This is a genomic window from Streptococcus oralis, assembly GCF_001075875.1.
Taxonomy (GTDB): Bacteria; Bacillota; Bacilli; order Lactobacillales; family Streptococcaceae; genus Streptococcus; species Streptococcus oralis_I.
The window spans coordinates 1-24,304 of sequence record NZ_JUOS01000043.1; the positions used below are offsets into that span (position 1 = coordinate 1).

General features: G+C 39.5%; 30 protein-coding genes and 1 pseudogene. 6 read left to right on the plus strand and 25 right to left on the minus strand.

Going from position 1 to position 24,304, the window contains the following annotated elements:
* Window positions 1-78: 78 nt before the first annotated feature.
* From ADM33_RS02980 to ADM33_RS03070, 19 genes are all read right to left on the minus strand, one after another.
* Entirely contained in the window at window positions 79-375 is a 297-nt protein-coding gene (locus ADM33_RS02980; protein ID WP_049503111.1) for a GIY-YIG nuclease family protein, read from the minus strand.
* Window positions 365-1,111: a tRNA1(Val) (adenine(37)-N6)-methyltransferase gene (locus ADM33_RS02985; RefSeq protein WP_049503112.1), complete on the minus strand. Its 747-nt coding sequence runs from the start codon at window positions 1,109-1,111 to the stop codon at window positions 365-367. Before ADM33_RS02985 ends, ADM33_RS02980 begins: the two co-directional genes overlap by 11 nt.
* A gap of 49 nt (window positions 1,112-1,160) precedes the next feature.
* The gene (locus ADM33_RS02990) at window positions 1,161-1,523 is read right to left on the minus strand and encodes a S1 RNA-binding domain-containing protein (RefSeq protein ID WP_049503113.1); all 363 of its coding nucleotides are present in this window, start codon (window positions 1,521-1,523) and stop codon (window positions 1,161-1,163) included.
* Window position 1,524: 1 nt separating this feature from the next.
* Window positions 1,525-2,925 carry a bifunctional Cof-type HAD-IIB family hydrolase/peptidylprolyl isomerase gene (locus tag ADM33_RS02995; protein WP_049503114.1) on the minus strand — a complete coding sequence of 467 codons (1,401 nt, stop codon included), beginning with the start codon at window positions 2,923-2,925 and terminating at the stop codon, window positions 1,525-1,527.
* A gap of 80 nt (window positions 2,926-3,005) precedes the next feature.
* A complete protein-coding gene (locus ADM33_RS03000; protein WP_049503115.1) occupies window positions 3,006-3,515 on the minus strand; it encodes a GNAT family N-acetyltransferase in 510 nt (169 codons plus the stop codon).
* Between the two features lie 180 nt (window positions 3,516-3,695).
* Window positions 3,696-3,935 carry a 30S ribosomal protein S18 gene (gene rpsR, locus ADM33_RS03005; protein WP_000068664.1) on the minus strand — a complete coding sequence of 80 codons (240 nt, stop codon included), beginning with the start codon at window positions 3,933-3,935 and terminating at the stop codon, window positions 3,696-3,698.
* Between the two features lie 32 nt (window positions 3,936-3,967).
* Window positions 3,968-4,438 carry a single-stranded DNA-binding protein SsbA gene (gene ssbA, locus ADM33_RS03010; protein ID WP_000609604.1) on the minus strand — a complete coding sequence of 157 codons (471 nt, stop codon included), beginning with the start codon at window positions 4,436-4,438 and terminating at the stop codon, window positions 3,968-3,970.
* A gap of 11 nt (window positions 4,439-4,449) precedes the next feature.
* Entirely contained in the window at window positions 4,450-4,740 is a 291-nt protein-coding gene (gene rpsF, locus ADM33_RS03015; protein ID WP_001151786.1) for a 30S ribosomal protein S6, read from the minus strand.
* A 128-nt stretch (window positions 4,741-4,868) separates the two neighbouring features.
* Window positions 4,869-5,525: a CBS domain-containing protein gene (locus ADM33_RS03020; RefSeq protein WP_049503116.1), complete on the minus strand. Its 657-nt coding sequence runs from the start codon at window positions 5,523-5,525 to the stop codon at window positions 4,869-4,871.
* Window positions 5,526-5,876: 351 nt separating this feature from the next.
* The gene (locus ADM33_RS03025; RefSeq protein WP_000062222.1) at window positions 5,877-6,587 is read right to left on the minus strand and encodes an ABC transporter ATP-binding protein; all 711 of its coding nucleotides are present in this window, start codon (window positions 6,585-6,587) and stop codon (window positions 5,877-5,879) included.
* Window positions 6,587-7,351 (minus strand): ABC transporter ATP-binding protein, encoded by a 765-nt coding sequence (locus ADM33_RS03030; protein ID WP_049503117.1) that lies wholly within the window; start codon window positions 7,349-7,351, stop codon window positions 6,587-6,589. The genes ADM33_RS03025 and ADM33_RS03030 overlap by 1 nt, the downstream gene beginning before the upstream one ends.
* Complete coding sequence (locus ADM33_RS03035; protein ID WP_000662278.1) at window positions 7,351-8,307, minus strand: branched-chain amino acid ABC transporter permease; 957 nt, start codon at window positions 8,305-8,307, stop codon at window positions 7,351-7,353. The genes ADM33_RS03030 and ADM33_RS03035 overlap by 1 nt, the downstream gene beginning before the upstream one ends.
* 3 nt (window positions 8,308-8,310) lie before the next feature.
* Window positions 8,311-9,180, minus strand: a complete 870-nt coding sequence (locus ADM33_RS03040) for a branched-chain amino acid ABC transporter permease (RefSeq protein ID WP_000941435.1) — start codon at window positions 9,178-9,180, stop codon at window positions 8,311-8,313.
* Between the two features lie 114 nt (window positions 9,181-9,294).
* A complete protein-coding gene (locus ADM33_RS03045) occupies window positions 9,295-10,455 on the minus strand; it encodes an ABC transporter substrate-binding protein (RefSeq protein WP_049503118.1) in 1,161 nt (386 codons plus the stop codon).
* An 88-nt stretch (window positions 10,456-10,543) separates the two neighbouring features.
* Window positions 10,544-10,813, minus strand: coding sequence for a YlbG family protein (locus ADM33_RS03050; protein ID WP_049503119.1), 270 nt, complete (start codon window positions 10,811-10,813; stop codon window positions 10,544-10,546).
* 75 nt (window positions 10,814-10,888) lie between these two features.
* Window positions 10,889-11,479, minus strand: coding sequence for an ATP-dependent Clp protease proteolytic subunit ClpP (clpP, locus tag ADM33_RS03055; RefSeq protein ID WP_000613459.1), 591 nt, complete (start codon window positions 11,477-11,479; stop codon window positions 10,889-10,891).
* A gap of 172 nt (window positions 11,480-11,651) precedes the next feature.
* Window positions 11,652-12,281 carry a uracil phosphoribosyltransferase gene (gene upp, locus ADM33_RS03060; protein WP_000517029.1) on the minus strand — a complete coding sequence of 210 codons (630 nt, stop codon included), beginning with the start codon at window positions 12,279-12,281 and terminating at the stop codon, window positions 11,652-11,654.
* 89 nt (window positions 12,282-12,370) lie between these two features.
* Entirely contained in the window at window positions 12,371-12,838 is a 468-nt protein-coding gene (locus ADM33_RS03065) for a deoxycytidylate deaminase (RefSeq protein WP_049503120.1), read from the minus strand.
* An 18-nt stretch (window positions 12,839-12,856) separates the two neighbouring features.
* Entirely contained in the window at window positions 12,857-13,414 is a 558-nt protein-coding gene (locus ADM33_RS03070) for a TetR/AcrR family transcriptional regulator (RefSeq protein ID WP_049503121.1), read from the minus strand.
* Between the two features lie 124 nt (window positions 13,415-13,538).
* On the opposite strand from ADM33_RS03070, the gene ADM33_RS03075 reads away from it, so the two are divergent.
* The 4 genes from ADM33_RS03075 to ADM33_RS03090 are packed head-to-tail and all read left to right on the plus strand — an operon-like array spanning window position 13,539 to window position 16,645.
* Window positions 13,539-14,384, plus strand: a complete 846-nt coding sequence (locus ADM33_RS03075; RefSeq protein WP_049503122.1) for a DegV family protein — start codon at window positions 13,539-13,541, stop codon at window positions 14,382-14,384.
* A 56-nt stretch (window positions 14,385-14,440) separates the two neighbouring features.
* Window positions 14,441-15,607 (plus strand): NAD(P)/FAD-dependent oxidoreductase, encoded by a 1,167-nt coding sequence (locus tag ADM33_RS03080; RefSeq protein ID WP_049503123.1) that lies wholly within the window; start codon window positions 14,441-14,443, stop codon window positions 15,605-15,607.
* Window positions 15,608-15,657: 50 nt separating this feature from the next.
* The gene (locus ADM33_RS03085) at window positions 15,658-16,179 is read left to right on the plus strand and encodes a DUF1697 domain-containing protein (RefSeq protein ID WP_049503124.1); all 522 of its coding nucleotides are present in this window, start codon (window positions 15,658-15,660) and stop codon (window positions 16,177-16,179) included.
* Window positions 16,180-16,189: 10 nt separating this feature from the next.
* A complete protein-coding gene (locus ADM33_RS03090; RefSeq protein ID WP_049503125.1) occupies window positions 16,190-16,645 on the plus strand; it encodes an 8-oxo-dGTP diphosphatase in 456 nt (151 codons plus the stop codon).
* 234 nt (window positions 16,646-16,879) lie between these two features.
* Here ADM33_RS03090 and ADM33_RS03095 read toward each other — a convergent pair whose 3' ends face one another.
* Window positions 16,880-17,620 (minus strand): MerR family transcriptional regulator, encoded by a 741-nt coding sequence (locus ADM33_RS03095; protein WP_049503126.1) that lies wholly within the window; start codon window positions 17,618-17,620, stop codon window positions 16,880-16,882.
* A gap of 229 nt (window positions 17,621-17,849) precedes the next feature.
* Here ADM33_RS03095 and ADM33_RS03100 point away from each other — a divergent pair, with 229 nt between their 5' ends.
* Entirely contained in the window at window positions 17,850-19,190 is a 1,341-nt protein-coding gene (locus ADM33_RS03100) for a sodium-dependent transporter (protein WP_049503127.1), read from the plus strand.
* Window positions 19,191-19,235: 45 nt separating this feature from the next.
* Here the strand turns inward: ADM33_RS03100 and manA are convergent, their stop codons facing one another.
* The 3 genes and pseudogenes from manA to ADM33_RS03110 form a co-directional block, all read right to left on the minus strand.
* A complete protein-coding gene (manA, locus tag ADM33_RS03105) occupies window positions 19,236-20,180 on the minus strand; it encodes a mannose-6-phosphate isomerase, class I (protein WP_049503128.1) in 945 nt (314 codons plus the stop codon).
* 120 nt (window positions 20,181-20,300) lie between these two features.
* A pseudogene (locus ADM33_RS10800) lies at window positions 20,301-20,456 on the minus strand (family 1 glycosylhydrolase); the annotation flags it as partial.
* A gap of 234 nt (window positions 20,457-20,690) precedes the next feature.
* Window positions 20,691-20,951 carry a SemiSWEET family transporter gene (locus ADM33_RS03110; protein ID WP_025170330.1) on the minus strand — a complete coding sequence of 87 codons (261 nt, stop codon included), beginning with the start codon at window positions 20,949-20,951 and terminating at the stop codon, window positions 20,691-20,693.
* A 322-nt stretch (window positions 20,952-21,273) separates the two neighbouring features.
* Between ADM33_RS03110 and ADM33_RS03115 the strand changes: the two genes are divergently transcribed.
* Complete coding sequence (locus tag ADM33_RS03115) at window positions 21,274-21,618, plus strand: LapA family protein (RefSeq protein ID WP_049503129.1); 345 nt, start codon at window positions 21,274-21,276, stop codon at window positions 21,616-21,618.
* A gap of 177 nt (window positions 21,619-21,795) precedes the next feature.
* On the opposite strand, the gene ADM33_RS03120 is transcribed toward ADM33_RS03115, so the two are convergent.
* Together ADM33_RS03120 and spxB are read right to left on the minus strand one after the other, a co-directional pair.
* Window positions 21,796-22,143, minus strand: a complete 348-nt coding sequence (locus ADM33_RS03120) for a VOC family protein (protein WP_020901924.1) — start codon at window positions 22,141-22,143, stop codon at window positions 21,796-21,798.
* Between the two features lie 110 nt (window positions 22,144-22,253).
* Window positions 22,254-24,029, minus strand: a complete 1,776-nt coding sequence (gene spxB, locus ADM33_RS03125) for a pyruvate oxidase (protein ID WP_049503130.1) — start codon at window positions 24,027-24,029, stop codon at window positions 22,254-22,256.
* Window positions 24,030-24,304: the final 275 nt, after the last annotated feature.

The following is a 24,304-nucleotide window of genomic DNA, read 5'->3' on the forward strand; positions in this document are numbered from 1 at the left end:
GGATTATATATGTGACTGACTTCGTCAGTCTTATCTACAACCTCAAAGCAGTGCTTTGAGAAACCTAAGGCTAGCTTCCTAGTTTGCTCTTGGATTTTCATTGAGTATGAGTAAATTTCTATCTTGGTTTTCAGATAAAAATCTTTCCTTCTGTGGCCTCTTCTTACGTTTTAGAAGCGCTTCGGCTGACATGGCTTCTTCTTTACTATCGAAACCTTCTACATAGATAAGTTTTACTGGCAACCGAGCTCGTGTATACTTAGCTCCCTTACCACTATTGTGAACGGCGATTCTTTTTTTGACATCCGTTGTATAGCCAGTATAGTAGGTACCATCACAACACTCTACCACATACATGTAAGCCTTATGATCCATAGTAAATCTCTTGAATTTCTGGAGTATAGGAACCATCATCATTATGAACAATGAGTGGTGGCAGAACCTTAAAACCACTAGTGGAGCCGTCCTTGATAGCCTCGATCAAAAGCATATTGGCTTCCTTCTCCCATTTAGGGTAAACAAATTGCAGACGCTTTGGAGCTAGATTATGCTGTTGAAGCGTATCTAAGATATCTAATAATCTATCTGGACGATGAACCATAGCTAAACGCCCATTGGATTTGAGAATACTTTGGGCACTACGACAGATTTCCTTAAGATTGGTCGTAATTTCGTGCCGAGCCAACAAATAGTGCTCACTCTCGTTCAGATTAGAATTGGGGTCCACCTTAAAATAGGGAGGGTTGCATAAAATCAAATCAACCTTACTTCCCTGAATGTAAGCAGGCATATTTTTCAAATCATCACAAATGACCTGCATCTGTTCTTCTAAGCCATTTAATCGGACTGACCGGTCTGCCATATCCGCCAATCGTTCCTGGATTTCAACAGACAGAATTTTCGCCTTAGTACGACTACTGGCAAAAAGTCCAACAGCTCCATTACCCGCACAAAAATCCACTATCAAGCCATTTTTAGGAAAGCGAGGAAAGCGTGACAAAAGTACACTATCCACCGAATAGCTGAAAACCTCTCTATTTTGAATAATTTTGATATCTGTAGAAAAGAGCTGATTGATTCTCTCTCCTGATTTTAATAATTCTTCTACCATACTTCTATTATAACAAACTATATTAACATTTCAAGAGAGAAAAAATCAATTAAGACTTTTTCTTATTTAGATTAGAGATAGCTTCCTTAGTCCAGATAGGCATCATGCGAGCCAAAGGAGCAAATCCGTATTTGACACGGTCACTTGAAAAACGTCTCCGTCTTGGCAACTGATGTTTCTCTTCTTCCAAAGTCCGAATAGAAAGACTTGATTTCCCTGTATATTCGTCCAAATCGACAACCTGGACTTGAACTTCTTCACCGATTTTCAGTACATCATAGATATTCTCAATAAATCCTGTACGAATTTCAGATATATGAATTAACCCTGTAGTACCATTCTCTAATTCTACAAAAGCACCATAGGATTGAATTCCTGTAATTCGCCCTTTTAACTTATCACCAATTTTCATCTTAATCCTCGATTTCAATCGTTTCGATTACGACATCTTCAACCGGTCTATCCATAGCACCTGTCTCAACTCCTGCAATAGTATCCAATACAGCGTAAGACTCTTCATCTGCAAGTTGACCGAATACTGTGTAACGACCATCTAGGTGAGGAGTTCCACCTTGTTCTGCATAAATCTCAGCAATTGGTTCTGGCCAGCCAGCACGAGCAATTTCTTTCTTAGAATAAGGCAAGTGTTGGTTCTGCACGATAAAGAACTGGCTACCGTTGGTATTTGGTCCAGCATTAGCCATAGAAAGGGCTCCGCGGATGTTGTAAAGTTCCTCTGAAAATTCGTCTTCAAATGACTCACCATAGATTGATTCGCCACCCATACCAGTTCCAGTTGGATCTCCACCTTGAATCATAAAGTCTTTAATAATACGGTGGAAAATTACCCCGTCATAGTAACCATCTTTTGACAGAGCGATAAAGTTGGCTACTGTTTTGGGAGCCTTTTCAGGGAAAAGCTTAATACGCATGTCTCCATGATTTGTTTTAATAGTCGCAATCGGACCTTCCGCTGTTTCAATATCTACTTGTGGCAAATGTAATTCTTTTTCTACCATACCAAATCTTTCTAAGGCATCAAAAATGCCATCTTCTTCTAGTGTTTTCGTTATATAATCTGCTTTTTCTTTGATTTTTTCATGAGATACTTCCATTGCAATGCTGATACCTGCATAGTCAAAAAGCTCCAAATCATTGAGTTCATCTCCAAAGACCATGACGTTTTCTGGTTTATAGCCCAAATGCTCTACGACTTTTGCTACACCAGCTGCTTTTGAACCTGAAATTGGTACAACATCTGACGAATGTTCATGCCAGCGTACCATACGCAAAGTCGATGCTAAACTTTCAGGCAAAGTCAGGTCATCTCCCTGATCCTCAAAAGTCCACATCTGATAGATGTCTTCTTTTTCATAAAAATCAGGATCAACATCCAAGTCAGGATAGATTGGATCAATGGCCTCACTAATCAACTCAGTTCTAGTGGAGAGTTTAGCAGCATGACTGCCAACTAAACCATATTCAATCCCCTCTTGTTTTGTCCAAGAAATGTATTCTTTCACATCTTCTTTGGCAATCTGATGCTGATAAATGATTTGACCTTTTTTATCCTCAATATAGGCACCATTCAGAGTAACAAAAAAGTCAGGCTTGAGATCACGAATCTCTGGAACGACACCGAAAATCCCTCGCCCAGAGGCGATACCTGTTAAAATCCCTTTCTCTCGCAACTGCTTAAAAACAGTGGGAATTGTCGCCGGAATAAGGCCAGTCTTTGAGTTTCGCAAAGTATCATCAATATCAAAAAAAACAATCTTTATCTTTTTTGCCTTATATCTTAATTTCGCATCCATCTCATTACCTCCTTCAATTCACTCTTTCCATTATACCATAAAGTAGAGAAATCCCACATCCCCAATAAAATCCTTGTCTCTTATCCGAATTCCTTTACTAGATACAAAACCAAATCATCATTATTTTGGCTAGTTGCATTCATTTCCAAGAGTTGATTTCGATACCAGACACCTGTCCCATCTGGAATGTAGCCCCGTCTGATATACAATCTCTGGGCGGGTCCATATCCTGAGTGCAAACCTACACCAAGAGTGACCTTACTCGAAACAAACTTGACTCGTTTTTCTGCTTCTTCTAGCAGTTGATTCCCAATCCCTTGATTTCGAAAAGGTTCAAACACATTAAAATCTGATAATTCTGGATAGACTTCTGCAAAAGGACCATGTTTAGCAGAGGGCAAAATGGTAACGTAGCCCGCTACAGCACCATCAATCTCTGCAACTAAGACTTCTCTCTCCCCACTTTCCTGTTCCAGAAAATATCTAGCCAAAATTTCCTCTCTACCTGGCCAACCTTGGCTGATAAATCCTCGAGATAGATCTTTAATGTCAGATTCTTGCATTTTTCTAATTGAACATGTCGTCTTCATAAGTTGCTCCTTTAAAACTTTCTCATACCATTATAGCACGATAATAAAGATTAAAAGAAAAGACCTAGTAAGACAAAAGAATCTTACTAGGTCAACAGGGAATCCTTTCTAACAAAATCCTATAAAAATCTGAAAAAGAGGTCCACTGGACCTGAAAAAAAGACCCACCCGGGTCTTTTTTTAATCTTCGTTTACGAAAGGCATCAAAGCCATTACGCGAGCGCGTTTGATAGCTGTTGTTACTTTACGTTGGTTCTTCGCTGAAGTTCCAGTTACACGACGAGGAAGGATTTTCCCACGTTCTGAAACGAAACGGCTAAGAAGCTCAGTATCTTTGTAATCAACATATTCAATTTTGTTTGCTGCGATGTAATCAACTTTTTTACGGCGTTTGAATCCGCCACGACGTTGTTGAGCCATGTTTTTTTCTCCTTTATAGTATTAATTGTCCATTAGAATGGTAAATCATCATCTGAAATATCCAAAGGATTCGTTGTTCCGAATGGATTTTCATCACGTGAAAAGTCAGGTACTGATTGAGTAGGTGCTGAATAATTTGAACTTGGTGCTGAATAAGCTCCACCAGTATGTCCCTCACGCACACTACGGCTTTCCAACATTTGGAAATTCTCAGCCACGACTTCCGTCACGTAGACACGTTGTCCTTGCTGGTTATCGTAACTACGAGTCTGAATACGACCTGTCACCCCGATAAGTGAGCCTTTTTTAGCCCAATTAGCAAGATTCTCAGCCTGTTGGCGCCACATAACGACATTGATAAAATCAGCCTCACGTTCGCCATTTTGACTCTTAAATGTACGGTTTACTGCAAGAGTAAAAGTCGCAACTGCTACATTTGATGGGGTATAACGCAACTCAGCGTCACGAGTCATACGCCCTACAAGTACAACATTGTTAATCATAATCTACCTTCTTACGCGTCAGTTTTGACGATCATGTGACGAAGAATGTCAGCGTTGATTTTTGAAAGACGGTCAAACTCTTTAAGAGCTGCATCATCATTTGCTTCAACGTTAACGATGTGGTAAAGTCCTTCGCGGAAATCTTGGATTTCGTATGCAAGACGACGTTTTTCCCATGTTTTTGATTCAACAACAGTTGCACCGTTGTCAGTCAAGATAGAGTCAAAACGTGCTACCAAAGCGTTTTTCGCTTCTTCTTCAATGTTTGGACGAATGATATAAAGAATTTCGTATTTAGCCATTGATATGTTCCTCCTTTTGGTCTAATGACCCCAAGACTTTGCAAGGGGTAAGTGAGGTTTGCTCACAATAAATTATTATACTAGAAAAAAATTTTTTTAGCAAGTAAAAACTGCTTCTATTTTATTTTTTACAGTTTTTTTGCTAAAGTTTGTGTAATTTCTTCAACCTGAATATTCTCAGATTCAAATTTCTGTTTAAAGGTAGCTAGATCAACCATTCCCTCAATTTGAACTTCGATAACAATCTTACCATCTTTACGTGGAATATTAACAGTATGAGAGATATTAAGATTTTCCTCAACGATTAAAGAAACAATCTTCCCAAGTACCCCAACTTCATTTTCTGTGATAAAACGAACACGGATTCCCTCTTCGCCATAACCAGAAATTTCAAGAAAGGCTCTGAATACATCACGGTCAGTAATGACACCATAGACTTGTTCATTATCAATAACTGGCAAGATTCCAATCTTATTTTTCAGCATAAGATAGGTTGCATCTTCCAAACTTGCATAACCGGAGACAGTTACAACATTACGAATCATGACGTCTTTTACTTTTGTTTTATTGAGCAAGTAATTCATCTCAAAGATTGAAAGACTCGTTGCTTTTGATGGACTGGCTTCAGCAATTGTTCCTTCTGTTACTAGACCAACTAATTTATCATTTTCAATAACAGGAAGACGATGCAAACCTTGTTCGCGCATCAAGTCTGCTGCATGTGCTACAGTCGTATCTGGGCTAATATATACGACCTTACGTGTCATAAAATCTTTAACTGCCATAGGAACTCTCCTTTATGTTTATAGCTTTATTATACACTTTTTACGAAAATCAATCAAACGCTTTCATCTCTTTTTCAAGATTCTGAAAACTCTGAAATACTATAAAAAGAGCTCTATATTAGAGCCCTCAATCTTATGATTATGTAATTTGTTTGGTAATCTTTCCCGCGAACTAAAACAATCCACTGGTTCTGATGATTGCCAAGCAATCTCTATCCGCCGACTAAAAAGGTCCCCCGGACTAATGTAGATTGCTGGCGTAATCTTTATCTGCCGACTAAAACAATCCACTGGTTCTGATGATTGCCAAGCAATCTCTATCTGCCGACTAAAAAGGTCCCCCGGACCTTTTTAGCCACCTAGATATGCTTTTCTGACTTCATCTGATGCTGCGAGTTCTTTACCTGTTCCTGAAAGAACGATTTTACCTGTTTCAAGAACATAGCCTCGATCTGCGATGGCTAGTGCTTTATTGGCATTTTGCTCGATCAAAAGAACAGTTGTCCCTTGTTTTTGAATATCTTGGATGATATCAAAAATTTCTTGGATGAAAATTGGTGCAAGCCCCATTGATGGTTCATCTAAGAGAAGAAGTTTAGGCGTTGACATAAGCGCACGTCCCATAGCAAGCATCTGTTGTTCACCACCAGAAAGGGTAGCTGCATCTTGGTTTTTACGTTCTTCCAGACGAGGGAAACGTGAAAAGACTTTCTTTAAATTTGCTTGATTCTCTTCACGATTTTTCTTAAGAAAGGCTCCCATCTCCAAGTTTTCCAAAACTGTCAAACCAGGGAAGACGTGACGTCCTTCTGGTACTTGAGAAAGTCCTGATGCCACAATTTTTTGTGCAGGCATCTTTTGGATTTCTTGTCCCAAAAATTCAATTTTACCAGAACTTGGGCGAACAAGTCCTGACAAGGTACGAAGGATGGTTGTTTTACCAGCCCCGTTGGCACCGATAAGGGAAACAACTTCTCCTTCGTTTACTTCAAAGCTCACATCACGTACAGCTTGAATCATACCGTAGTGTACTGAGAGGTTTTCAACTTTTAACATAGACATTAGGCTTCACCTCCTAGATAAGCTTCGATAACACGTTTATTACTCTTGATTTCATCTGGTGTTCCATGAGCAATCAAACGCCCGTACTCAAGAACATAGATACGCTCAGTAACTTCCATAACCAAGTTCATATCATGTTCAATCAGCATAATAGTAATATTGAATTCATCCTTGATGCGACGAATCAACTCAGTCAATTCTGCAGTTTCTTGTGGATTCATACCCGCTGCAGGCTCATCCAAGAAAAGGATTTTAGGTTCTGTAGCAAGAGCACGAACAATTTCCAAACGACGTTGTTGACCATAGGCTAAATTTTTAGCGAGAGTTTCAGCATCTCCATCCAAATCAAAGATTTTTAGTAATTCTAAGGCTTTAGCTTTCAATTCTTTTTCATTCTTATAAAAAGCTGGTAAGCGCAAGAAACTCGCAAAAACATGTTGTTTATGATGGTTGCTAAATGCAATCAGAACGTTATCCAAAACTGTCAAGTCCTTAAAAAGGCGGATATTTTGGAAGGTACGCCCTAAACCAAGAGATGCGATTTTATAGGGTTGCTTGCCATTTAACAAGTGACCATCCAAGGTTACTGTCCCTTCGCTTGGTTCATAAACACCTGTCAACAAGTTGAAGAGGGTTGTTTTTCCAGCACCATTCGGTCCAATCAAACCAACAAGTTCACCTTCGTTCAATTCGAGAGTGACGTCCCCAACGGCTGTCAGACCACCAAAATGTTTGGTTAAATTTTTTACTTCAAGTAATGCCATTAGTTTTGTCCCTCCTTCTTACCTTTTTTAAAGAGACGTGATAGGCTCAATTCCCATGTCCCAAGAAGACCACCTGGTCTGAAGATCATAACGAGTACTAAGGCCAAAGCATAGATAATCATACGAACGCTGGCCACGTCTTGAAGGAGCATGTTCAAGATTCCAAGAACAATCGCCGCAACAATTGCCCCTGTAATGGATCCTAAACCACCAAATACAACGATAATCAAGACATTGATAGAATTGATAAACGTATAATCTTTTGGTACGACTGATCCGATAAATCCTGACTGAAGAGTACCTGCGATACTTGCAGTAACAGCACCAAAAACAAAAGCGATGATTTTAATTTTTGTAGTATTTACCCCTACTGACTCAGCAGCAATCTCATCTTCACGAACAGATAAAGTTAAACGCCCGATAGGACTACGAAGGAAATTGAGAGTAGCAATCGTTGTAATCACAGCAAAGAAATATACCATTTGCCAAGTTGTAAAGTTAGGAATCCCCAAAATACCAGCAGCACCGTTTGTAAGGCTTCCACCATTAATAATGAAGATACGAATAATTTCAGCAACACCAAGTGTCGCAACCGCAAGATAATCCCCTTTCAAACGTAGGGTAGGAATTCCAACGACCAAGGCAACCAGACCAGCAATGATTGCACCGAGCAACATAGCTCCAAAGAATGCACCATAGGTTGGAGATTTTGATCCGATAATGGCTGCTGCATAGGCACCAATAGCCATAAATCCAGCATGTCCAAGTGAAAACTGACCAGAGAACCCAACGATAAGGTTAAGACCTACTGCTAGAATAATGTTGATACCGATTTGTTCAATAATCTGAATATGGAAAAGGTTCAAGACTCCTACAGAAACCAATAGGCTAATCAAACCATATCCAAGCAACAAAAGGAATAACCATAGAATATTAACTTTTAAATTTTCTTTCATTGTTTACACCTTCTCTTTCACATTCTTACCGAGGATACCAGCTGGGCGAACAATCAAGATTAAGAGCAAGATTCCATACACGATGGCATCACGGAAATCTGACATTCCGAAGGCGGTAGCAAATGTCTCCAAAAGACCAATAACAAAGCCACCCAGAGCTGCACCAGGGATAATTCCGATACCACCAAGAACGGCAGCCACGAATGATTTTATACCTGGAGTCATTCCCATCAATGGTTCAAGAGAGTTATAGTAAAGTGCAATCAAGACACCCGCTGCACCAGCTAGAGCTGAACCCAATGCAAAGGTGAAACTGATTGTACGGTTCACGTTAATCCCCATCAGCTGAGCAGCATCACTATCTACAGAAACGGCACGCATGGCTTTCCCCATCTTGGTTTTTTGTACGATGAGTTGTAGAAGAACCATCAAAACAAGTGAGACAGTCAAAATCAACAATTGAATATTTGTTAGACTGATTGGTCCCAAGTCATAACGCACTGTTTGGATTGCTTGAGGAAAGGCACGTGTATTGGCACCTACCAGATAGACCATTCCATACTCCAGTAAGAAGGATACCCCGATAGCTGTAATCAATACAGAGATTCGAGTTGAATGACGTAATGGACGATAAGCTAGGAACTCAATGATAACACCGAGAATCGCTGTACCGATCATCGATAAGATCAAGGCAACAAAGAAATTTAATTGCAAGGAATTAATCAAAAAATAACCCATAAAAGCCCCCATCATGTAAATATCACCATGGGCAAAGTTAATGAGCTTGATAATTCCATAAACCATAGTATAACCTAGGGCTAGTAGCGCATAGACACTACCCAAGATTAGACCATTGACAAGTTGTTGAAGCATATGGTTCACTCTTTCTAATTATTATTTTTAGGATTTTTATAAAAAAATAATCCTTTCATAAACACCGAAACAGGGAGTGAGTAAAAGCTCATTCCCCATTTACAATATCTATAATTATGGTTTTACGACTTCTGCCGCTTCTACTTTACCATTATTCATGGTCATCATGAAGGCTGTTTTCACAGTGTTGTGATCTGCATCAAAGCTTGTTTGACCTGTAACACCTTCGAAGTTTTGTGTTTTAGCAAGATTGTTCTTGATATCAACTGAAGTTTTTGCACCTTTTGCTGCATTAGCTACAAGGTAAACTGAGTCATAAGCAAGAGCTGCAAATGTTGAAGGATCTTCGTTGTATTTTGCACGGTAAGCTTCAAGGAAGGCTTTTGCCTTATCTGAAACCTCTACAGTAGTTGAGAAACCTGAGATGAAGTAGATATTTGATGCGCGTTCGGCTGTTGCTTGTTGAACAAATTCTGCACCGTTGAATCCATCACCACCGATGATTGGTTTATCAATTCCCATACCACGAGCTTGGTTTACAATCTTACCAGCTTCTGTATAGTAACCTGGCAATACGATTGCATCAAAGTCTTTATCTTTGATTTTTGTCAAAGCTGCTTGGAAGTCAGTGTCACCTGATACAAATGTTTCATCTGCTACGATTTCGCCTGAGAATGAATCACGGAATGATTTTGCAATTCCTTTAGCGTAGTCACTTGAGTTATCTGTATATAAGACTACTTTCTTAGCGTTCAACTTGTTTGTAACATAGTTAGAAATGATTTTCCCTTGGAAGCTATCTTGGAATGTTCCGATGAAAAGGAAATCTTGACCTTTTGTCAAACCATCTTGAGTAGCACTTGGAGAAATCAATGGAACTCCAGCTTGTGTAGCATTTGCTACTGCTGCTGCAGTTGCACCTGAAGTTGCAGGTCCTACGATTGCTGCTACTTTAGATTGAGTAACAAGGTTTGTTGAAACTGAAGCAGCTTCAGCAGTTTCAGATTTGTTATCTTTGTCTACTACTTCGATTTGTTTTCCATCGATACCACCTGCTGCGTTAATTTCATCAACTGCAAGTTGGGCACCTTTTTGTTCAGATGTACCGTAAGATGCTACAGCACCAGTTTCTTCAAAGTTGAAACCAATTTTAACGACTTTCTCATCCACTGGGTTACCAGTTGAGTTTGAAGCTCCTGACTTCACTTCTCCACAAGCTGCTAAAACAGCCACACTTGCAAGAGCTACAAGTGACAAGGCAAATTTTTTCTTCATGTTTATCTCCTTTTAATTTCTTAATTTAAATTACATGTTAAGAATATACCGAATTATCAGAAAATTGTCAACACATTTATCTGAATTTTTACATGATAACGTTTTCGTTATTTCTGTAGAGACTACCAACAAAGGGAGTTTCCAATTCTTGGATATGACATCGTCTCACTTTTTTGACAAATTTCTCTTTTCCTAAACGGCTAACCAGTTCTTCCACTTCTTCTGTTGGGACATAAAGTTGCAGATAACGGTGTTTTTTTGAGTGGTAACAAATATCACCATAATGATCGATTTTTTTTGCATCACGATTATAGTATAGGTAGATAATCAGACCAGACCGATTCTCTTTTTGAAACATATTACAACTTCCTTCTAACAATCTTCTTACTATTATATCAAAAAAAGCAAGCTCAGTCGAGCTTGCTTTAGTAGTTTAATTCAAAGAATTATTAGCCATGATTTCATCAATGAAACCATATTCAAGTGTTTCTTGAGCGCTCATCCAGTAATCACGTTCAGCATCTGCATGGATTTGCTCAACTGATTTACCAGAATTATCTGCAAGAATTTGCTCCAAAGTTTTACGAGTTTTAAGCAAGTGTTCAGCAGCAATCGCCATATCTGTTTGCTGTGTACCACCACCTGTACCACCCATCGGTTGGTGAATCATGTACTCGGCATTTGGAAGCATAAAACGCTTGCCTTTTGCTCCACTTGAAGCAATGATTGTTCCCATTGAAGCAGCCATCCCCATAACAATGGTTTGGACATCTGCCTTGATAAAGTTCATAGTATCAACGATTGCCAAACCAGCTGATACAGAACCACCTGGAGTATTTACATAAAGGTAGATATCTTTTGTACTATCTTGGGCATCCAAAAAAAGCAATTGGGCGATAACTGAATTGGCCATATTGTCTTCGACTGGTCCAGTCAACATAATGATACGATCTTTTAAAAGACGTGAGTAAATGTCATATGAACGTTCTCCACGACTTGTTTGTTCAATAACTACAGGAATCATTCATTTCTCCTTCTGATTTCTAAATTTCCTAGTCAAGCGACTTGATACAGGACTATTATATCTTTTTGGTCAAAAAAGGTCAAATTTTTGCTCTATCCTAAAAACAGACACAAAAATTTAACCTCCTTTCTAGACTAAAACTAATGAACAGTTTTAGGGTAAGCTTAGAATTTTACTTAGTTCCGAACAAACGGTCTCCAGCGTCACCAAGACCTGGAACAATATAGCCATGTTCGTTCAAGCGTTCATCCAAAGCTGCTGTAAAGATTTCTACATCTGGGTGAGCTTCTTGAAGAGCTTTTACACCTTCTGGAGCAGATACAAGGCAGACAAATTTGATGTTTGATGCTCCACGTTTTTTGAGGGAATCAACAGCCAAGATTGCAGAACCACCTGTTGCAAGCATAGGGTCAACCACAAAAATTTGACGTTGGTCGATATCTTCAGGTAATTTAACCAAGTATTCTACTGGTTGAAGAGTTTCTTCGTCACGGTACATACCAATATGTCCAACTTTGGCTGCTGGAACCAAGCTCAACAGCCCATCGACCATCCCGATACCTGCACGCAAGATTGGAACAATTGCCAATTTTTTACCAGCCAATTGTTTTTGGACTGTTTTTGTGATAGGTGTTTCGATTTCAACGTCTTCAAGCGGAAGATCACGAAGCACTTCATATCCCATCAACATAGCAATTTCATCTACTAACTCACGAAAAGCTTTTGTAGAAGTGTCTGTGCGACGCAAGATTGACAATTTGTGTTGAATGAGCGGATGATTAATGACTTCAAGTTTTCCCATTTTCTGAATTCCTTCTTTCAATTTATTCTTCTTATTATATCAAAAAATGGTTTAAAAATCCTTCTAAACCATCTATTTTTTTATAATTTCTAAATCAAATCTGCTTCTTGAAGAGCTGCTTGTACTGTCTCTAGCGATAAATGGGTCAACTCGGTACCTTTTTCACGATAGAGATACTGGGCGTAGTCATCCATACGGTATTGATTGATATACACGACACGCTCACAACCTACCTGAAGCAATTGCTTGGTACAGTTGAGGCATGGAAAATGTGTAACGTAGGCTGTGAAACCTTTTGGAACGCCACGCTCTGACCCTTGTAAGATAGCATTCACTTCTGCATGAAGGGTACGAACACAGTGACCCTCAATCACCAGACAGTCGTGGTCAATACAGTGCTCTGTTCCTGATACAGAACCATTGTATCCTGTTGAAATCACCTTATTATCCTTGACTAAAACAGCTCCTACCTTAGCGCGTTTACAGGTTGAACGATTGGCAATCAATAGAGCTTGAGCAGCAAAATACTCATCCCAAGCCAGTCTTTTTTCTGTCATATCTTCTCTCCTCTTGGTTTATTTTTTGAAAAATGGTAGGCGTAAATCTGCAATTTTTTCAGCAGGAACCTTCATTCCATCCTTGATCCACTTAAGCAAAACTGATACGATGGCAGAACTCCAAAAAGAATGCAGGTAAGAGCTGACTCCTTTTGATTTTCCATAGTATTTTTCTAAAAATTCTTGCATGGCTTGCACAAAGATTTTTTCCAAGTGGTAGTCCAAGGCAAGCTTAATAACCTTAGCCTCTTTCTTGGCTTCTCTAAAGAGGCGAACCCAAACCAGATAGAGGTCCGTTTTAACATCGTAATGACTCAATTGCTCCATGATGTTATGGACGCTACGTTTAAAGACACTTTCTAAAATCTCTTCTTTGGAGTCATAGTTTCGATAAAAGGCTGCACGGGAAACCCCAGCACGTTTGACCAACTCAGAAATGCTAATCTTTGTCAATTCCTTTTTCTCCAAAAGTTGCAAGAGAGCTGTTTCGATAGCTTCTCTGGTCAGTAAATTGGATTCTTGATTGGATTTTCTGAGATTTTCAAGCGAATTTTCAGAAATTCTTCGTTCGGCCATAACACTTCCTTTCTACTTGTGACAACAGAGTGACGAGACTTTTGTTTTAAGATTTTTCATGATATAATTGTAAAAAAAGACAGAACCTTTGTCAATGTATAAGTGATAAAGATGGAGAATTTCTATGACTTGGAAGATTGTAGCTGACTCTGGTTGTGATTATCGTCAACTGGCAAATCCAGCAATTGATACTGAATTCATCAGTGTTCCCTTAACCATTCAAGTGGCTGATCAAGTCTTTATTGACGATGCTAGTCTTGATATTGACAAAATGATGGAAACCATGTATTCAACTTCTGAAGCTTCAAAATCAGCTTGTCCTAGCCCTGATGATTACTTGCGAGCATTTGAAGGGGCAAAACATATTTTTGTAGTGACCATTACCGGAACTCTTTCTGGTAGTCAAAACAGCGCTCAATTAGCTAAGAATCTCTATCTCGAAGAACATCCTGATACTCAGATTCATGTTATTGACAGCTTGTCTGCTGGTGGGGAAGTTGATCTAATCGTTGAGAAAATCAATGACTTGATTGACCAAGGACTTTCTTTTGAAGAAGTGGTTAATGCTATTACTGCCTACCAAGAAAAAACTAAGTTATTGTTCGTTCTCGCTAAGGTTGATAATCTGGTTAAGAATGGTCGCTTGAGTAAGCTGATCGGTACAGTTGTTGGGCTCCTTAATATTCGTATGGTCGGGGAAGCAAGTGAAACTGGAACCTTAGAACTCCTACAAAAGGCTCGTGGTGCTAAGAAGTCCCTCCAAGCTGCTTATGAAGAGTTAATCAAGGCTGGCTACGCTGGTGGGCGTATCGTCATGGCTCACCGCAGTAATGATAAATTCTGCCAACAACTCTCAGAACTCTTGCGTGAAAAATTCCCACAAGCTGAAATCAAGATTATCCCAACCTCTGGACTCTGCAGTTTTTATGCAGAAGAAGGTGGACTCCTCATGGGATATGAAATTGACTAATAAATCAAACAAGAGATGACTTATCATCTCTTGTTTTTTTATGGTACAATACTTTTATGAAACATTTTGACACTATTGTAATCGGGGGAGGCCCTGCTGGTATGATGGCTACCATTTCCAGTAGCTTTTATGGGCAGAAAACACTTCTCATCGAAAAAAATCGAAAACTTGGAAAAAAATTAGCTGGTACTGGTGGTGGTCGCTGTAACATTACCAATAATGGAACTCTAGATGACCTATTAGCTGGCATCCCTGGGAATGGCCGCTTTCTATACAGCGTCTTCTCCCAGTTTGATAACCATGATATCATCAACTTTTTTACTGAAAATGGCGTAAAACTCAAGGTCGAAGACCATGGCCGCGTCTTTCCAGCCAGCGACAAATCTCGAACCATTATCGAAGCTTTGGAAAAGAAAATCATGGAGCTAGGTGGGCAAGTTGCCACTCAAACAGAGATTGTTTCTGTTAAAAAGATTGACGACCAGTTTGTCCTTAAGTCTGCAGATCAAATCTTTACTTGTGATAAACTCATTGTCACAACAGGTGGAAAATCCTATCCTTCTACTGGCTCTACTGGTTTTGGTCATGAAATCGCCCGCCATTTCAAACACACTATTACCGAACTCGAAGCTGCTGAAAGTCCATTGTTGACTGATTTCCCGCATAAGGCCTTGCAGGGAATTTCCCTAGACGATGTAACCCTAAGCTATGGCAAGCACGTCATCACCCATGACCTGCTCTTTACCCACTTTGGTTTGTCAGGTCCTGCTGCACTACGCATGTCTAGCTTTGTCAAGGGTGGAGAAATTCTCTCCCTGGATGTCTTGCCACAACTTTCAGAAGGTGACTTAGTAGACTTTCTAGAAGAAAACCGTGAGAAATCCTTGAAAAATGCCTTAAAAACCTTGCTCCCTGAACGCTTGGCAGAATTTTTTGTCCAAGGATATCCTGAAAAAGTCAAACAACTAACCGAAAAAGAACGCGACCAACTTGTCCAGTCCATCAAGGCACTTAAAATCCCTGTGACTGGTAAAATGTCCTTGGCTAAATCCTTTGTTACCAAAGGCGGTGTTAGTCTCAAGGAAATCAATCCCAAAACACTGGAAAGTAAGCTAGTACCTGGACTCCACTTTGCTGGTGAGATACTAGATATCAATGCCCATACGGGGGGATTTAACATCACTTCTGCCCTCTGTACTGGCTGGGTGGCAGGCTCAAACTAGAACTATAAATGATATAGTATCTAAAGATATTGGATAAGAAAGGAGCTATTTTGGAACATATTATTTTACTGAGAGGTGTTACACCGAATGGACAAAATGCTATCCCTAAAATGTCTTATCTGGTAGATATCTTAACAGAGGCTAGTTTTCAACACGTTCGAACTTATATTCAAAGTGGAAATATTATTCTTGAAAGCGACTTAGCCATAGAAGAAATACGAGAACAAGTCCATACTCTAATAAAAGAAAAAATCGGAGCCGACTTGAAAATGGTCATTAAAAATAAGAGTGATTTTACAAAAATTGTCCAAGAAAATCCGTTTGGAGAACACTATCTTTATGACCGTATACATATAATTCTTTTCCAGAATGCTATCCCAAGTCTACCATTTGAAAAATTGGATAGTGACTATGGTGAAGAAGAAATTTGTATCGGCAACCATTGTCTTTACCTCTATCTCCCTAGAACTGCAAAAAGAAAAAAGCTTAATACCAACTATCTCGAAAAGCTGTTCGGCGTTGATCTGACCATGCGAAAGTTAAACGTGGTAGAAAAATTACTAACAAAATAGGAAAAATAAGATGAACAGAAGAGAATCAGTCGAATTTGTCAATATGTGCATGATTAAAAATGGAGACAAGGTTCTGGTCCAAGACCGAGTTAGTCCTGACTGGCCTGGCATTACTTTTCCTGGCGGCCATGTTGAACGTGGCGAATCCTTTGTCGATGCTGTCATTCGTGAAGTGGAGGAAGAAACTGGTCTGACCATTTCTAAACCTCAGCTCAGTGGTATCAAAGATTGGTATGATGATGCAGATTATCGCTATGTTGTCCTCTTTTACAAAACTGAACACTTTACTGGGGAGCTCCAATCTTCAGACGAAGGAAAAGTCTGGTGGGAGGATTTTGAAAATCTATCTCATCTTAAACTGGCTACTGAGGATATGTCTGATATGCTTCGTGTTTTTTTGGAAGAAGACCTCAGTGAGTTCTTTTACTATAAGGATGGGGAAGACTGGTCTTACCAACTCAAATAACAGTAAATCGGCAGAGGTATCTCCGCCGATTTTTAGCTTGTCTAATCTTCAAGCTAGGTCTGTGTCCTACTACTAATACTCAATGAAAATCAAAGAGCAAACTAGAAAGCTAGCCGCAGGCTGCTCAAAGTACAGCTTTGAGGTTGCGGATAAAGCTGACGTGGTTTGAAGAGATTTTCGAAGAGTATAAATTTCTGTTACTGGCTTTGTCAGCCTTAGCTTAGTCTTTGAGTTTTATCGAGTTTGTGTGCTTACATAGTGGGCAATAACATCTGATGTGTACTGAGCTGTTCCTGAGCCAAATTTGTCAATATTTTCCTTAAACTCTGGATTATAGACATAGCCTTTTCCGATATGACCGAAGACTTCCATCGAACAGTCAAATCCATAGGTACGAATGGCTTGCAAGAGCTTGGCTGCTTCCTCTTGGTTTTCAGATGCTGTTATCGGCAGACCAGATTGTAGATTTTGTGCCAAGGCTTGAAAGATTTGATTAAAGGCTGTTGTAGCTTCATCCTCTCGTCCTTTTTGACGCTCGAGAGCCTGGTCCATGACTTCCTGGCCATATTTCTCTACTGCCTCTTGGTGGTATTTTTGATTGTCTTGATAGCTAAATCCAGTGAATTTTTCTTGAATGGTCATTTTTATTTCTCCTTTTTGTTCTTGAATAGTTTTTTGTAAGGTTGAAATTAAGGTATCCAGATGTTGTCTTTCTCGAGTCAGGTAATCCAACTGTCTCGTCAAATGTGGTAACAAGTTCATCTTTTCTTCCTTCAATAGCTCTGCTATTTTTTCTAAAGAAAAACCTAGATACTTGTAATAAAGGATAATCTGTAGTTGTTCTAAATCCTCTTGACTATAGGTCCGATAGCCATTTTCTGACTTTAACGGGACCAAAAGTCCTATCTTATCATAATGGTAAAGTGTTTTGATAGAAACGCCTGAAAGCTGCGCAGCTTCTTTGATATGGTACATGATTTCCTCCTCACATAATTAGTATATACCCTCCCCTTTGGGGAGAGTCAAGTATTTTATTAAGATTTATGAAAACGTAAAATTGATTTTCTTGACAGACTTCAAAAATCATGATAGGATAATCAAGTCTATCAATCAAATAAAAAGCTCATAAAGAGTCATTGAGAGAAGGCTATTTGACAACTCAAGTAGCCTTTTCTTATTTTAAAAAATAGATCGGAGTTTTACTATGTCTGAAAAATCGCAATGGGGCTCGAAACTGGGCTTCATCCTTGCGTCTGCTGGTTCTGCTATTGGTCTTGGAGCTGTTTGGAAGTTTCCATACATGACTGCAGCCAATGGTGGAGGAGGATTTTTACTTGTCTTTCTCATCTCGACACTATTGATTGGATTCCCCCTCTTGCTCGCTGAATTTGCCCTCGGTCGGAGCGCTGGCGTGTCAGCAATCAAAACATTTGGAAAATTGGGCGATAACAAGAACTACAATTTTATTGGTTGGATCGGTGCCTTTGCTCTTTTCATCCTCCTATCTTTTTATAGTGTTATTGGTGGATGGGTTTTAGTTTATCTAGGTATCGCTATTGCTAAAGCCTTCCAAGTTGGGATTAGCAGTGATTATGCCCAGCTCTTCACAGACATTATTTCAAATCCATGGATTGCCCTTGGTTCCCAAGCCCTCTTTATCTTCCTCAACATCTTTATCGTATCTAAAGGAGTTCAAAAAGGAATTGAAAGAGCATCGAAAGTTATGATGCCCCTGCTCTTTATCATCTTTGTCATTATCATTGGACGCTCTCTCAGCTTGCCAAATGCCATGGAAGGTGTAGTTTACTTCCTCAAACCTGACTTTTCAAAACTGACAAGCACCGGACTCCTCTATGCTCTGGGACAATCTTTCTTTGCACTATCGCTCGGTGTTACTGCCATGTTGACCTATGCTTCTTACTTGGATAAGAAAACCAATCTGGTCCAATCAGGTATGTCCATCGTTGCCATGAACATCTCTGTATCCATCATGGCAGGATTAGCTATTTTCCCAGCTATGTCAGCCTTTAACATCCAGTCTGAAGGTGGTCCAAGTCTCCTCTTTATTGTCTTGCCACAACTCTTTGATAAGATGCCTTTTGGAAGTATTTTCTACATCCTCTTCCTCTTGCTCTTCCTCTTTGCGACAGTCACTTCTTCTGTCGTAATGCTGGAAATCAATGTAGGCAACATCACCAATCAGGACAATCGTAAACGTGCCAAGTGGAGTATGATTTTAGGGGGTTTAACTTTTGTATTTGGTATCCCCTCAGCCCTATCCTATGGTGTCATGGCGGATGTTCAAATCTTTGGGAAGACCTTCTTTGATGCCATGGACTTCTTGGTTTCTAATCTCCTCATGCCCTTTGGTGCACTCTGCTTGTCCCTCTTTACAGGCTACGTCTTCAAAAAAGCACTCGCTATGGAGGAATTGCACCTTGATGAAACACCATGGAAACAAGGACTTTTCCAAGTCTGGCTCTTCCTTCTTCGTTTTATCATCCCAATTATTATCATCGTGGTCTTTATCGCCCAGTTTATGTAACTATAAAAATGGACTTGAGTTTTTTCCTCAAGTCCTTACTTTATATTATGGATGACTAACAATCAATTCCAAATCTTGTCCTTCAAGTGTCCAAGCTTCAACATCGCTTGGAAGGATAAAGTGGCTACCTTTTTGAATTGGATATTCCTTACCGTCTACAGTTAGTTTCCCTTGACCAGTCAAGACACTAAACAAGCTATAGTCAGCTGTTTTTTCAAAGTCAACTTTTCCAGTGATTTCCCACTTGTAGACTGCGAAGAATTCATTGGATACAAGGAGAGTTGAACGCAAATCATCTGCTTTGACGGTTACAGGACAGCTGTTAGCAGGCTCACCAATATTTAGAACATCGATGGATTTTTCAAGGTGAAGCTCGCGCAAGTTACCATTATCATCCTTGCGGTCAAAGTCATAAACACGGTAGGTTGTATCACTAGACTGTTGCGTTTCAAGGATCAAGATACCTGCTCCAATAGCATGCATGGTTCCACTTGGAACATAGAAGAAATCTCCAGCTTTTACAAGAACTTTTGTTAACAAGGCATCCCAGTTTTTATCTTCGATTTGCTGGCGGAGTTCTTCTTTTGACTTAGCGTTATGGCCGTAAATAATTTCTGAACCCTCATCTGCAGCAATAATGTACCAACATTCTGTTTTTCCGAGTTCGCCCTCATGCTCTAGGCCATAAGCATCATCTGGGTGAACTTGAACACTGAGCCAGTCATTGGCATCAAGGATTTTTGTTAAAAGTGGAAATACTGGCTCTGGACGGTTGCCAAATAACTCACGGTGTTCCGCATACAAAGTAGCTAAGTCGATTCCCTCAAAGCGACCATTGGCTACCTTGGAAACACCATTTGGGTGAGCTGAGATTGCCCAATATTCACCAATCTTTTCGCTCGGGATGTCATAGCCAAACTCATCACGAAGTTTGGTACCTCCCCAGATTTTTTCTTGCATAACGGAATTTAAAAATAATGGTTCTGACATGTTTCATCTCCTGTCTGATTTTTCACCCTCATTATAGCAAAAAAAGAGTCCTAATTGAACTCTTTTTTCTATCTTATAAAGAAGGGAGAAGATTTTATAAAAATAGTGAAAAAATGAGTTCTACTCAATGCTTGCACCATTACTAGCAATGACATCCTTGTACCAGTAGAAGGATTTCTTCTTGCTACGTTTGAGAGTCCCATTTCCTGCGTTATCTCGATCCACATAGATAAAGCCATAGCGCTTGTTCATTTCGCCTGTTCCAGCCGAAACCATCCGGAAAAGTCAGTTTTTCGGTCATAAGTCTACTCAACTTTCTTATTTGCTTGTTCATTTACTTATATTATAGCTCATTCTGAAACCTTTTCTTATAAAATACTGTGACATACTGATACTATTCTACTATTTAAGTTGATCAGATTGTTTTTTAAAAAATTATCCTCTCGAAAAAGCAAATAGCCTCCCCGGAAACAAAAAAAGAAGACTGAAAACTAGTCTCCTCTGTTCCTTTTAAATCAAAGCTGTGATAGCGGTTACTAGGCCAAAAATAATACCTGGTGCATTCGCTGCTGCAAGGGGGATATCTCTTTCTTTTTTGAAAAGACCGTAGTAGACCCATAGACTACAGTTGATCGCTGCAACCAAGGGCTCAATGAAATTTCCTTTTTGACCAGCCAGATTGTCCATGATTTGTGGGAAGTAAGACATATACATCATAACAGACATAAAGGTCGCTACCCAACCTAACATTTTCATTTGTTTTTCAGTTATTTTCAAAACCTATTTCATTTTTACTGAATCTTATTTTATAATCTTCTTTCAAAACAATCAAGACTTTGAAGCTTTTGTTATAAAGATGTAAACTATCACAATCTTGTGAGAAGAAAGAGGGAACAGAAAAAAGACTGGATTGCTCCGATCTGTTTAGTCAATCAAATATTAGAAAATGAATACTCCTTTTCAATGAATCGATTGATGGTAAATAAGCTGTTAGAAATTATTGACAGTATCGAAATTTTCTAGTAAAATGAATTTTGTTAATACCTAAATGGTGTGTAATTTTCTATCAACATAGTCAGGAGAAAAGGAACTTATGCTAAAAAAATTTAATGAATTGTCACTGAAAGATAAGGCTTATCTAATTGGCGGTTTGATCTTATTAGTCATTGTGATCTCCTTTGGTCTGCTCAATCGTCAAACAGTAACTGTCAGTCTTGTCTTTACACAACTATCTGCTCCCTTGATTTTGGTGATTTTTACTTGTCTAGTAATCGGGATCATTGTTGGTAGTGCTATTGGTTTTAGCTATCACCATGGCAAGACTCAAGAGCTGAAAAGCCGCATTGCTGAAGCAGAAACGACTATCCATAAAAAAGACAAGGAGCTTCTCCAGTACAAGGAACAGGTGCAACAATTAAAACAGGAAGCCAAACAATAAGTGTAGAAATCATAACCACCCGTCAGCGGGTGGTTTTTTGTCTCGCACCTAATGGAACGAGACGGACTGAAAATCGCATAACAGAAAAAAAACCGGATTGCTCCGATCTTTCAATAGTTCATATTCTCACATTCTGTTTTAAGAATAGTTAAGGTTATCTTCAAATGACTAAGCCCCTTATTTCATACGATAAAAATCAAGCACTAGACCAGCAGGACCTTTAACTAATAAGGACTCTGTTCCCCAATCCGTTTCACAAGGACCGTGTAAAATCTCGACACCTCTCTCTTTTAAACGTTGGTAATTCTGCTCTAGATCCTCAATCTCAATGTGAAGAATGATACCTGACTGAAAATCTTCCAAAGGAATCAAATGATTTTGGGACAACATTAGACAATGACTGCCAATCGTGAACTGAGCAAAGCCTTGATCAACATAATCTGCCTGTTTATCCAAAATACGCTCCAAGTCAGCACAGACTTGAGGAATACTTGAAACGATGATATCTAATTGATTTAAATTCATTAACTATCCTCCAGAAAAAGACCGGATTGCTCCGATCTTTTTAAGTTTCACTCTATGAAAATCAAAGAATAAATTCTACAAATTTAAAATTTGATTTTCGACGAGAGAAATTATTTAATTGCGCGTGATTGCAATCCTTCTTCTTCCAAGAAGAGGCGGAATGGTACGAGTTCTTCTGCTTCGTATTTTTCCTTGAAGGCTTTGATTGCTTCTTCTGAGTGTTGTTTTGGATCCAACTCAAGTACTTCTACTGGAAGTGGACGATGTGGAGTGATGTGAGCATCGATCACAACTGTCTTACCTTCTTTGTTGAGTTTAACAGCTTCTGCAACAACTGCATCGATGTCTTCGATACGGTTCACAGTGAATCCTACAGCACCTTGCGCTTCAGCGATTTTCGCATAGTCAGCATTAGGGAAGTCACAACCAAACAAGTGTTTGTTTGTGTCCTCGTATTTGTCCTTGATGAAGGCATATTTACCATTTGAGAAGACAACGTTGATAACTGGAAGGTCGTATTGAACGTTTGTGATAACGTCTGGGTAGCACATGTTGAATGCACCGTCACCCATGATGTTCCATACTTGGCGATCTGGATTGTCTTTCTTAGCAGCGATACCACCAGGAAGGGCAATACCCATTGTCGCAAAGAGTGGAGATGTACGCCACATGTTCTTAGGTGTCATGTGAAGGTGACGAGTAGATGTTTGAGTAGTGTCACCTACGTCGATTGAGTAGATAGCGTCTTGATCAGCATGTTTGTTGATTGCATTGTAAACTTGATACAATTGCAATTCACCCTCAGTTTTACCTTCGAGTTTGTTCATGTAATCGCGCCAGTTTTGGTTGTTCTTCACGTTAGCACGCCACCATGGAGTAGACTCAACTGGGTTTACCTTATCAAGGATAGCTTTAGCTGCTTGACCTGCATCACCAAGGATAGAAGCGTCAAGGGCGTGACGTTTACCAAGTTTGTAAGGGTCAATATCCACTTGGATGAATTTTTCAGTGTTTTTGAATGCTTCGTATACTTCAGCAAATGGGAAGTTTGAACCAAGGAAAAGAACTGTGTCTGCTTCAAAGACAACTTCGTTGGCTGGTTTCCAACCAACACGGTAAGCAGAACCTGTCAAACCTTCGTAGTTCCATTCGAAAGCTTCAAAGTTTTTACCAGTAGTGATGATTGGGGCTTTGATTTTACGTGACAATTCAGTAATCACTTCACCAGCTTTAACACCACCGTAACCAGCGTAGATAACTGGGCGTTCAGCGTTGTTCAAAATTTCAACAGCTTTGTCGATTTCAACTTCGTTCAAAGCAGGAGCGATGAATGAACGCTCGTAAGAACCTGAACCGTAGTATGAGTTTTCGTCGATTTCTTGGAAACCAAAGTTTACTGGAATTTCAACAACGGCTGGACCTTTTTTAGAAACGGCAGCACGGCAAGCTTCGTCAATCACTTTTGGTAATTGCTCTGCGTAAGCTACACGTTTGTTGTAAACAGCGATACCGTTGTACATTGGGTTTTGGTTCAATTCTTGGAAGGCATCCATGTTGAGTTCATTAACAGGACGTGATCCAAGGATAGCGAGGAATGGAGTGTTATCCATAGCTGCATCGTAAACACCGTTGATCAAGTGAGTCGCACCTGGACCACCTGAACCAACTGCCACACCGATAGATCCGCCAAATTTTGCTTGCATAACCGCTGCAAGAGCACCTGTTTCTTCGTGACGAACTTGCAAGAAACGGATATCTTTGTCTTCAGCCAAAGCGTCCATAAGTGAGCTGAGTGTTCCTGATGGGATACCGTAGATAGTGTCTACGCCCCATGTTTTCAATACGTTAAGCATTGCTGCTGATGCAGTAATTTTCCCTTGAGTCATAATGATAACTCTCCTTAAAAGTTAATTTGATGAATAATAAAAGCGCTTTTATATGTTTTTTGAAAACGATTCAGTAAATTTACACTCCTAATTTATCACATTTACTTATAGTTTCATAAGAATGTGCTCACAAAACTTCATTCTCTATTACAGTACAGATTGAAAACGTTTTGAAAATCTGTTTTAGAATAGCAAAAAAGCGGTTAAAACCGCCTTTTTATACTCAATGAAAATCAAAGAGCAAACTAGGAAGCTAGCCGCAGGCTGTACTTGAG